Source organism: Chryseobacterium aahli (genome assembly GCF_022699665.1).
GTDB classification, from domain to species: domain Bacteria; phylum Bacteroidota; class Bacteroidia; order Flavobacteriales; family Weeksellaceae; genus Chryseobacterium; species Chryseobacterium aahli.
In genome coordinates, this window is sequence record NZ_JALDNB010000014.1 from 154,609 (window position 1) to 165,382 (window position 10,774).

Below are 10,774 nucleotides of genomic sequence, written 5' to 3' on the forward strand. Positions count from 1 at the left end.
ATTTACAACCATGAAAACTCAAAATCCATCCAAATATCCTGTTTTTGAAGCCGATCAGGTTTTAAGTCAGAAACATCTGAACCGCGCTATAAGTTACCTTGAAGAGCAAGATCGGCTTACCCGTGTCGGAGGCATCGGCATTGGTATTGTCTGTGGTTTGGAAATTTCTCATCCGCAGCCGAACCAGATTACCATAAGCTGTGGAACGGCCATTACTTCTTTGGGTTATCAGATCAATTGGGAAGAAAAAACGTTCAGTTATTATCATCAGATCGAATTATCTGCTGATTTTCTCGCTCCGAAATTTATCGATGGCGAATATCTTGACCTTACTTTACCTCACTCCAAAAAATATGAGCCGTTAAAAAATTCCATTGAGCTTTTAACGACCAATACGCTGGAAGTTGACCGAATTGCGATCCCGAATAATTTTTTCAAAGATAAAATCGTCATTCTGCTGTTGGAAACTTCGTTAATTGACGAAAAAAACTGTGTAACAACCAATTGCGATGATAAAGGGAAAAGAATTGAGTTTAAAATAAGACCGTTATTGATTTCCGTAAATCAGTTAAATTCTTATCTGTTTCCGGAATATCCGAAAGTGGTGAATTTTGAAAAAATTTCGTTACCGAGATATAATGTTCCTCATAATCAATTGATAACAGGTTCTGATGTTTTAAATGAATTTAAAAAGAATTTGTCGGATTCTGTTATCAGTAATGTTTCAGAGAAAATAAGTCTGGCTTACAAAAGTTATAAATCGATTATCAGCAATACTGTTGATTTTAATGTATTGAATAATCCGAAAATAGCTCTTGAAACAGTGATTAATGCCAATAAAAACAGTATTAATGTACAATATTTATGGGATTGGATGTCGGATATTTCTTCCGCTTACAACGAAATTATAGAATTTAATGAGCGAAATCCTTCTTTGTGCTGTGTTGATGAAACGATGTTCCCTTTTCACGTCGTTTTAGGAAAAGTGGATGACAATGATATTAATTACAGAACTCCGTTTTTCTCCACTCAAAATAGTTCGTTAAAAAACAATCAGAAAAGAAATGAACTGTCTTTGTTGTTTGAAAGACTGGTTCATCTGATTAAATTCTGGAAAGTGCAGAATAATGGCATCAAAGTAACACCTTCTGTTTACGGAGATGTTCCGCTTTCTAAAAAATCGATTCCTTATTATTATGATCAGATTTTAGAATTGAACAGAAAATGGAATCCTAAAAAAACAGGAAAAAATAAAAATAACGAAATCCTTTCTTATCATTCAGAAACAGCCAATTATACAAATTTAGATGTGGTGAAAAAACCTTTGCTGTATGATATTGAAAAGTTTAATTTCTTTAATATTGAAGGGCATTTAGGCAAAAAATACACAGATGTGGTTGAAGAGCTGAATATTATAAAAAACAGTTACAATCTTCCGTTTAAAATCACCGCTCTGAATGCAACCAATTTTGTAGGAAAAGTACTGGATATCTCAAAATTTGAAGGAAGATGGGACGATTTGGAAACCGATTACGATTTAGCAAGAAAAAGATTATACAACATCACTGAATTTGTAGTGAACTGGATTACAAATAATAAAGCAGAGATCGTTAAGCAAAATTTATTAGCAGCGGAAAGTATTGATAATTTAAAAAATATTCTAAGCCAAATCAAAAACTTATTGCCGAATGATTTGAAAGAGTTTCTTCCGAATTTCGTTAGTTTCAATCAGGTTTTCAAACAATTAAATCAAACTTTTCTGATTCACAGATGGTGTATTCAGTTTACAAAACCTCAGTTGTCAACGACTGCCGAAGATTTGATAGACAGATTTGATGATATTAATGAACTCTTTTTGGAAGATCCGTTTGCGGTAATTTATGAGGAAACTCAGATTCGTTGGCAGAAGATTTACAAAGATATTTTCTTTTCGACTTTTATCCAAAAACATCCCGGAATAGAGCATAAAGCGGGCGTTACCAAAGGCGGAACATTTATTTTAGTGTATGTAGATTCTACGATTTTTAAAGCCGTAAAACCACTTTTACCTTACACTCAAATCTTGACTTTACTTACGAATTATCAGAATAATTTTACTCAGGTTCCGGTAAGCGTAAAACAGGATATTGAAGCAAGTATAAATTTTAAAGATTATACAACACAAATTATCACTCCGCCGATCGAAGAACTTGATAAATGCAAACAGGAAACAGAAAACATCAAAGCAAACATCCTGAAACTAGCAGATTTTAATATGTCTCCGACGTATACCAAAGAAATGAAATCTTATTTGTTGGGAAATCTTTCTCAGGCTATGCAATTTCAGGTGAGTACAGTGACCGATATTCCTAATCAGCAATTAGTTATCGCAGATTTTTTCCTTCCTTATTTATGTTGTGGCGAAGGAAATACAATTGAAATCAAAATAGAAAAAGCCGAACCTTTGTCTATTGCACTGAAAACTTTACAATATTGCAATACCGATGATAAAGAATATGAAGTCGTTATAAAAGGAAAATCCGGCGGAACTTTTTCGGGAACGGCGAAAGATGCAATCGTTCAGAAAAGTGATAAATATTTCTTAAAACCAAATCACGCATCCGTTAAAAAAGCTGGAAAATATACTTTACAATATGAAAGTGAAGGCGAATTGAGCAATACTTTAGAATTTGAAACTTCCGAACCGAAAGAAATTTCTAATTGGAGCGCTGTGAGAAATTCCAGAGATATTACTGCCTTTGAATTTATCAATTCTAATCAGGAAGATAAAAGTGAATATGAAATTGATTTTGGAGATAAATCTGAAAAAATCATCACTGATAAAAAATCAATCAGACATGCTTTCCCATTCAATGAAAAAGTGAAATCATTTACTGTAAATATAAAACAGTTAGCTGGAATCTGTCAAAATACACAGAAAATCATCGTGAGAGTCGGAGATTTTAATAATCCTGATTTTGATGGAAATGACTTTGATGCTCAAAATAATAACCCAATAAAACCTTAATATCATGGCAACAAGAGATGTAATAGAGAAAAAAATAAATGAAATTAGTGACGGAGGAAACAATTCCGCGGCAGAAATGCGTGATGTACTCACTGACTTATTAGATTATACAGAGAATACGGATGTCAACGTGCAGTTACCACTATTTGAATTCTGGGAAGAAGGTGCTCTTTTATCTGAAAAAGACACGGGAAATTTATGGTATTCATTTCGTGGTATTGAAAAGACTTCTGTAAACTTTACTTTCAGACTAGTTATTAGAGAAGCAAATGTTACAAGTTTTATATTTAGAATAGATCCTAAAATTTCCGAAACGTTGAATAGTTTTTTTCAGCAATATGACAATGCATTAATGTCTTTTGTTGTCGCTGTAACAGATTTTGGAAAAAAAGTACCAAGAGTCTGGATTATGAGTCTTCAGCTTAGAGATAATGCTTTAAGGGTAATGTTGAAAAAAGAAGGAGGAATAACAAATGATACAATAAGAGTAGATGATGAAATTTTTACATCTATTCAGTTCCATTGTCCACCGTTTAATTTTGATAAAAAATAAACCATGCATCTTCTCCAGCAACATATTGTCGATGTTCATTGCTCTTCTCAGCTTTTGGGAAAAGAGATACAAAATACATTGTCTGATGTTTTGGAGAAAGATTTTTATACGAAATTGGAACTCATTTTAGATCAATATTCAATAGAAAATTACCAATGGGAAATTGAAAATCTGTTGATTGATTTACCGGAAATTTCTCAAAAAGACTGGAAAAAAGAGTTTGTAAATCAGACATTGCTCAAAATTGAAGAGTATTTGAAAGATCATTTTCCAGTTTTAGAATTAAATAAAAACAAAGAAAAATTAGAGGATTTCGGTTTTGAATCACAAGCAAAATTTGCAGAAAAGTTATTTTTTGAATATTTAAAAACAGGAATTATTGCAGAAAATTCATACTCGAAAAATATAGATGAAATAAATGAAGCAATAGAAATTACAGAAGTTTTTATCGAAAAAATCATTACTATTTTTAATGAAAGCACAATTGCGTTAATCAGATTTTATTTTAATTGCGAGGAATCTTTTAAACAACAAATAAATTCTGAAATCCTAAAAATTTCAACCTTAAGTCAACCGATTTCTCAATTGGTAAAAGCTTTTTTTAATTCTAAAATTAAATTTAATTCTATTGAAGATTTGAAAAACTGGTTAGAAAATCAGAATGTTTTTCCTGAAAATAAAGATTTGCAAAGTAGAGATAACCAACGAGATGATTTTAATGAAAATTATCCAAAAAGAAAGCTTTCTAAATCTGATAAAAATGTTTTAAATCAAGAAAATTCCAATGAAGTTGAGGAAAAAAAACTTTCTATAAAAAAGGGGAAAAACCCTGAAAGAGAAATGGAAAATAGTGTTAATTTTAATGAAGTGAATGATAAAAATATTCATGAAAATTTAAAAACAAATACTTCAGAATTGCAAATTTCATCACTTTACATTGACAATGCAGGTCTTGTCATTCTGCACCCGTTTCTTTTAAATCTTTTTCAAAAACTAAATTTATGTAATAATGAAGTTTGGATTGATAAAGAAAGTCAGCACAAAGCTGTATTGTTGACTCAATATTTAGTCACAGGTCAGGAAGTATTTTTTGAAAATGAATTGATTTTAAATAAACTTATATGCGGCTTTCCGATTGAAAGTGTGATCAATACCAAGCAAAAAATCAGCAAAGAAGAAAAAGAAATCTGTAATGATCTGCTCTTAGTCGTTTTAGAATATTGGTCGGTCATGAAAAATTCATCAGTAGAAGCTCTCAGGGAAACTTTTTTACAAAGAGCGGGAAAATTATCACTTTCAGAAACTCATCCTTCGGAACTTTGGGTAGAGGAAAAGGGAGTAGATGTCTTATTAGCCAGTTTGCCTTGGGGAATAGGCTTAGTACAAACACCTTGGATGAACAATTTTTTACATTGTTATTGGAACTAAAAAACTAATTATCATGATAACAAATAAACAGAAAACAAAAATATTACAAGTTATTAATGTTTTTGAAACAGGAAGTAAAGACGGAAAATATGATACGTTGGTAATCTATGCCGACGGTAAAAACGGAAGCCGACAAATTACATATGGAAGAAGCCAGACTACAGAACAAGGCAATCTAAAGGCTCTCATACAAATGTACATTACCAGAAACGGAATTTTTGCTACACAACTGAAAGTATTTGTAAATAAAATAGGACAAGAAAGTCTGGTAGATAATACGGCTTTCAAAAATTTACTCAGAAGATCGGCTCGTGAAGACATTATTATGAGAACCTGTCAGGATGATTTTTTTGACATTTTGTATTACAAACCGGCTTTCCAGTTTTTTCAAAGCAATCGATTTACCACTGCTCTGAGTCTGTTGGTAATCTATGACAGTTTTATACATTCCGGAGGTGTTCCTTCTTTTTTAAGAGAAAGATTTGCTGAAAAAATACCTGTAAACGGAGGCGATGAAAAAAAATGGATTACACAGTATGTCAATACTAGACATCTCTGGCTGGCCAACCATTCCAGAAAAATATTGCGAAATACAATTTATAGAACAGAATGTTTTAAAAATCAGATTACGAATAATAATTGGGATTTATCCAAAGAGATCATAGCTAATGGTATAAAAATAAATTAGCACATCATGGAAACATTAAAAGCTCAAAAAGAGCAAAAAATACAGCCTAAAAAAAATAATTCAAGTTTCTTCAAGCCTGTCATTCAAAAGAAATTGAGTGTAGGTTCTGCCAATGATGCTTATGAATTAGAAGCAGACCGTGTTGCAGATAAAGTGATGAAAATGCCTGAGCCTGCTTCACCCATTACTCACAGCGGAGCATTAATTCAAAGAAAATGTGCCCATTGTGAGCAGGAAGAAAAACTTCAAATGAAACCTTTGGCGGAAACAATTTCTCCATTAATTCAGCGTTCATCACCAGAAAACGGTGGAGAATCTCACGCTCCAAATCATGTAGAAAACCAAATAAACTCCAGCAAAGGAAGCGGAAGCAGCATGGACAGCGGAACCAAAAACTTCATGGAAAACCGTTTCGGAACTGATTTTTCAAATGTGAAAATCCATATAGGAAGTGAAGCCGTACAAATGAGCAGAGAACTTAACGCACAGGCTTTTGCTGTTGGAAATGACATTTATTTTAATGAAGGAAAGTATAGTCCCAATTCTAATTCAGGAAAACATTTATTAGCGCATGAGTTAACGCATACGGTGCAACAAAATGGAGGTGTAGGGAGGAAGGTGCAAAAATTAGACTGCGATACGGCTCATATAGAAAGGGAGTGTAATGGTGCAGCAAATACATGTCAAAGTGTGGCAGGATATTGTTCTTCCAATTATCCAGATACTAATGCAATGAATACGTTATATAGCAATGCAATAGCAGGAGCAGTAGCACAAGCAGCAGCTTATCCACAAGCGGCAGTTAATCTAAACCATTTTTTAGATGGGACTGGTACTGAATTAACTATGGGTAGTGCAATTTTCATTTCAGAACCAGAAACAAATACGGCATTAAATAGGCATCGCCAGAGATTTATTGACGGTGCAACAAGACGCTTAGGAGACGGCAGGCTAACTCCAGGAGGTACTGTAGATATGGTATTTACAAATACAGCAAATGCTTTTAGTATTTTTAACAGAACAGATTTGGGTATCGCAGTAGGAGGATACACTATATGTTCTAAAGTAACAGTTAGTGCAGTAGCGTTAGGAGGAGACAGGTTTACCCTTCATTTTACAAATTGGAGTGTTCAAGCTTTCGATTGTTATAACTGGGATCCAGGTAAAGGAATTGGTGTTCCAGGTGCAACAGATAATGATTTATGCTGTCTCGAAAATGCAGGTAGAGCTAGGCATTTTAAGATAAATACTCCTGTTTGGAATAATACAAATGTAGTTTCAATGGCTGATGCAACTGTTACCGCAACACTACCATCTTCTACCAGTCCTTCTCCTTCTCCTTCTCCAACAACGCAATCTTCTGGCGGTGGTGGAGTAATAGGATGGATTAATTCATTATTTAGATAAATTAAAATAATGGAAACTATAATATTACAAAAAGAGCAAAAAATATCATCAAAAAAGAATAATACTCCTTTTTTCAAACCCATCATTCAAAAAAAATTAAGCGTTGGTTCTGCCAACGATTCCTACGAGGTAGAAGCAGATAGAGTGGCAGACAAAGTAATGAAAATGTCCGAACCATCCCCACAAGTAGTTACACATACAGGGTCTTTGGTACAAAGAAAATGTGCAGCTTGTGAACAGGATGAAAAACTTCAGATGAAACCTTTATCAGAAAGCATAACTCCGTTAATTCAGCGTTCCTCATTAGAAAATGCAGGAGAATCTAATGCTCCAAGCCATATAGAAAGTAAGATTAATTCAAGCAGAGGAAACGGCAATATTATGGATGACGGAACTAAGAACTTCATGGAAAATCGCTTTGGAACTGATTTTTCAAACGTGAAAATACATACGGGAAATGAAGCTGTACAAATGAGCCGGGAGCTTAATGCGCAGGCTTTTGCTGTTGGAAATGATATTTATTTTAATGAAGGAAAATACAATCCAACCTCTGATTCGGGAAAACATTTATTGGCTCATGAATTAACGCATACTTTGCAACAACGTAATTTAATAATGCAAAAAGATGATGATAAAAACACCCTTGATCCCGAAACCGAAATGGGAAAAAAAATTATTACTTCTGCTCCAGATGGATTAAAAATTGGCATTTATGATCATAATGAAGGAGAAATGAAACGTAAGTCAAATGATTGGGCATTGGTAGAAAATGCTATCGGGTTTGAAGGAGTAAAACCGTCCATTAAACTAACTAATCTTGTTTTCGGAAAAGCAATTTCTGATGAAAATGATAGTGGGAAAACTATAAACGCAATTTCTACTATCGCAAAAACCTGCGTTGATAAAGCAAATAAACTTAGTGGAGTAACATCAGGAGATCAATATAAAATTAAGACGTTAGCTTTTTTTGCACATGGCACAGAAGGGTGGTGCAGTATCACTCCTATATCAGGTAATGAAGGAAAAAAATTAGTAAAAAATATTGCAGGATCACTTAAAAATGATGTTAATATTATTATATATGCTTGTAGCGTAGCTAATTCTCCTTCTGCGACTCATGATGATTGGGATAAAGGTACTATGGACGCAGGCGGAAAAGATTCAATGGCTGCGGGTGTTAGAGATGAACTATTTGATCAAAAAATAACATCAGGTAAGGTTTGGGGGCATACAACTGTTGGACATGTGACAACCAATTTTGCTCTCCGGTATTTTAAATCAGATGCAAAAGGTACAGAAGGATTATCTTATGTAAGTGAACATGTTTTTACGTCGTATGATGAATATTTAATAAGACAGGAAGTTATAAAGCAATTGACAACTGATGGGTTTGATTCTACGGTTATTGATGTTGCAAAATTAACAAGCTATCAATTTAAAAATCTCCGTAAATATTTTTATAGATGTTATGCTCAAGCAAATGATAAATTGAAATATAATGAAAGAAATTTAGCGGAAGCCACTCCAAATCACCCAATAGAAGTCGCAAAAATCATAAACAACTATTGGGAGACAAATTATTGGCCTAAAATAAAAACTCTTTATATAGCTGGGATTGTAAAACATTTTAAATTGATAAAAGCAACAAAATAGTTGTAATAATAAGAATGCCTTAAATACAATAGCAAATCAATTATGCTTTTCCAAAACATAAAATCTTTCATTATAAATTCTCTTACTCCTCAAACCGAAGAAGTACAAGAAACCCACAATTTCCAAAATACTTTTTCAGAAATCTTGCAAAGAGAAACAACACATGAAGAAGCTGTGATTTTATTATTAGCATTAGTTCCTCATGTATTGCCAAATTTTTTCGATGATATAATTAGAGAAGTACACCCAGAAGGAGGAGAATTTCCCGAATTGGGAGGCATTCGTTTAGAAAATCATAGAGGAATGTTACCAACAGGCGAAACTGCACAATATATTTTAGCAAAAGAAAATATTGAACAGCGTTTAAAAATTCAGAAATTCTTCGAAACATCCCATTGGTTTTTCAAAGAACAGATAATTACCATAGATTCTGTAAAAGAAGGCGAACCTTTAATGAGCGGAAGGCTTATTTTAAAACCTGAAATCGTACATTTATTGTTATACGGAGAAAAGCTAAAGCCAAAATTTAGTCCTGATTTTCCGGCTAAAGAAGTTTCTACCCAATTAGAATGGCAGGATTTGGTGGTAAATGCTACCGTTCAGAACCAAATTCATCAAATGAGACTTTGGGTAAAGCATCATCAGACATTGCGGGAAAACTGGGGAATCGGTAAACATCTTCTTCCGGGATACAGAGCATTATTTTATGGTCCTTCAGGAACGGGGAAAACATTGACAGCGAATTTATTAGGGAAAGAATTTCAACGCGAAGTGTATCGTGTCGATTTGTCACAGGTTGTTTCTAAATATATCGGAGAAACAGAAAAAAATCTTGAAAAAATCTTTACTCATGCAGAAAACAAAAATTGGATATTGATTTTCGACGAAGCAGATGCACTTTTTGGAAAACGTACCCAAACCAAATCTTCAAATGATCGTTATGCGAATCAGGAAGTGAGTTATTTGCTTCAAAGGGTAGAAAATTTCAATGGATTAATTATTCTTACTACAAATTTTAAAAATAATATTGATGATGCTTTTCTCAGACGATTCAATTGCTTAGTCAGTTATAGTAAACCTGATGCTGACGACAGATTTCTATTATGGCAAAAAATGATTCCGGCAAATATAACTTTAGAAGATTCTGATATTTTACGTAAAATTGCTATAAATTATGATTTAACCGGAGCTCAAATTGTTTCCGTCATTACTTACGCTTGCCTACAGGCAATTGAAGAAAAAGATTCGGTTCTCAAAAATGCTTTCCTATTAAAAGGTATAGAAACTGAATATCAGAAAGAAGAAAAAACATTTAATCATATATAATATTGTATTCTTCAGTGGACAGATATTTTTAAATTGATAAAAGCTGATTAGTATTATATTATAGTACAACTATCTTTCTTTATTATATAAGGAAGAGTTTTATCTTGAGTAGCTTAATCCCGCTCACCGCTGTATCTTTTTCTCCAGCGCTTTTTTTTCAAAGCCATTTCAGAAAAAGGATGCCGCTCTTATCGGGGCTAGGATGGCTGTCCTTATATCAAAACTTGTCAAAGTAAAACTTACATTTCTAAATGAAGAATGTTTTTGTATCCTGTAAGACTTATTCTTCCAAAATTTAAAAAATTGTATACTCTTAAAGAAACAAATTAAAAAAAATCCCGAATCACTCATAAGCTCCATTAGGAGCTCTATGTTTATAGCATCACGTTCAAACATTAAATCTTAGGCTCCGTAGGAGCGTGATGTTTGTAGTATAAAGTATAGCGGATAAAGCAGAACTCCGTAGGAGCACCCTGTTTGTAGTGTAATTTACAATAAAGAGCATGAGCTCCGTAGGAGCGCAACATGACATTACAACAATGAAGCCCCATCAAAAACCTTATACTTTAGTAGATATATAAATTCCATAATCCCTCCCTGCTGCTCAACCCATGTCTTTTTCAAACATTCACACCACCTTTCAACCCCCTCCCGACCGCTCCGCTCCCTCGACACATCAACTCTTCCCAACACAAAACCCCGCCCCCCATCC

General features: G+C 33.5%; 8 protein-coding genes. 7 read left to right on the forward strand and 1 reads right to left on the reverse strand.

What is annotated here, in order from left to right:
- The first annotated feature begins 10 nt into the window (after positions 1 to 10).
- The 7 genes from MQX03_RS18645 to MQX03_RS18675 are packed head-to-tail and all read left to right on the forward strand — an operon-like array spanning position 11 to position 10,062.
- Entirely contained in the window at positions 11 to 3,007 is a 2,997-nt protein-coding gene (locus tag MQX03_RS18645; protein WP_242804877.1) for a hypothetical protein, read from the forward strand.
- A 4-nt stretch (positions 3,008 to 3,011) separates the two neighbouring features.
- The gene (locus MQX03_RS18650) at positions 3,012 to 3,560 is read left to right on the forward strand and encodes a hypothetical protein (RefSeq protein ID WP_242804879.1); all 549 of its coding nucleotides are present in this window, start codon (positions 3,012 to 3,014) and stop codon (positions 3,558 to 3,560) included.
- A 3-nt stretch (positions 3,561 to 3,563) separates the two neighbouring features.
- On the forward strand, positions 3,564 to 4,988 hold the full coding sequence (locus MQX03_RS18655) for a contractile injection system tape measure protein (RefSeq protein ID WP_242804881.1): 1,425 nt from the start codon (positions 3,564 to 3,566) through the stop codon (positions 4,986 to 4,988).
- A gap of 13 nt (positions 4,989 to 5,001) precedes the next feature.
- A complete protein-coding gene (locus MQX03_RS18660; protein WP_242804883.1) occupies positions 5,002 to 5,676 on the forward strand; it encodes a chitosanase in 675 nt (224 codons plus the stop codon).
- A 6-nt stretch (positions 5,677 to 5,682) separates the two neighbouring features.
- Positions 5,683 to 7,083, forward strand: coding sequence for an eCIS core domain-containing protein (locus MQX03_RS18665; protein WP_242804885.1), 1,401 nt, complete (start codon positions 5,683 to 5,685; stop codon positions 7,081 to 7,083).
- Positions 7,084 to 7,092: 9 nt separating this feature from the next.
- A complete protein-coding gene (locus MQX03_RS18670) occupies positions 7,093 to 8,736 on the forward strand; it encodes an eCIS core domain-containing protein (protein WP_242804887.1) in 1,644 nt (547 codons plus the stop codon).
- A 42-nt stretch (positions 8,737 to 8,778) separates the two neighbouring features.
- On the forward strand, positions 8,779 to 10,062 hold the full coding sequence (locus MQX03_RS18675; RefSeq protein ID WP_242804889.1) for an ATP-binding protein: 1,284 nt from the start codon (positions 8,779 to 8,781) through the stop codon (positions 10,060 to 10,062).
- 531 nt (positions 10,063 to 10,593) lie between these two features.
- Here MQX03_RS18675 and MQX03_RS18680 read toward each other — a convergent pair.
- The coding region (locus MQX03_RS18680; RefSeq protein WP_242804891.1) for a hypothetical protein at positions 10,594 to 10,774 on the reverse strand (181 nt) is incomplete at its 5' end.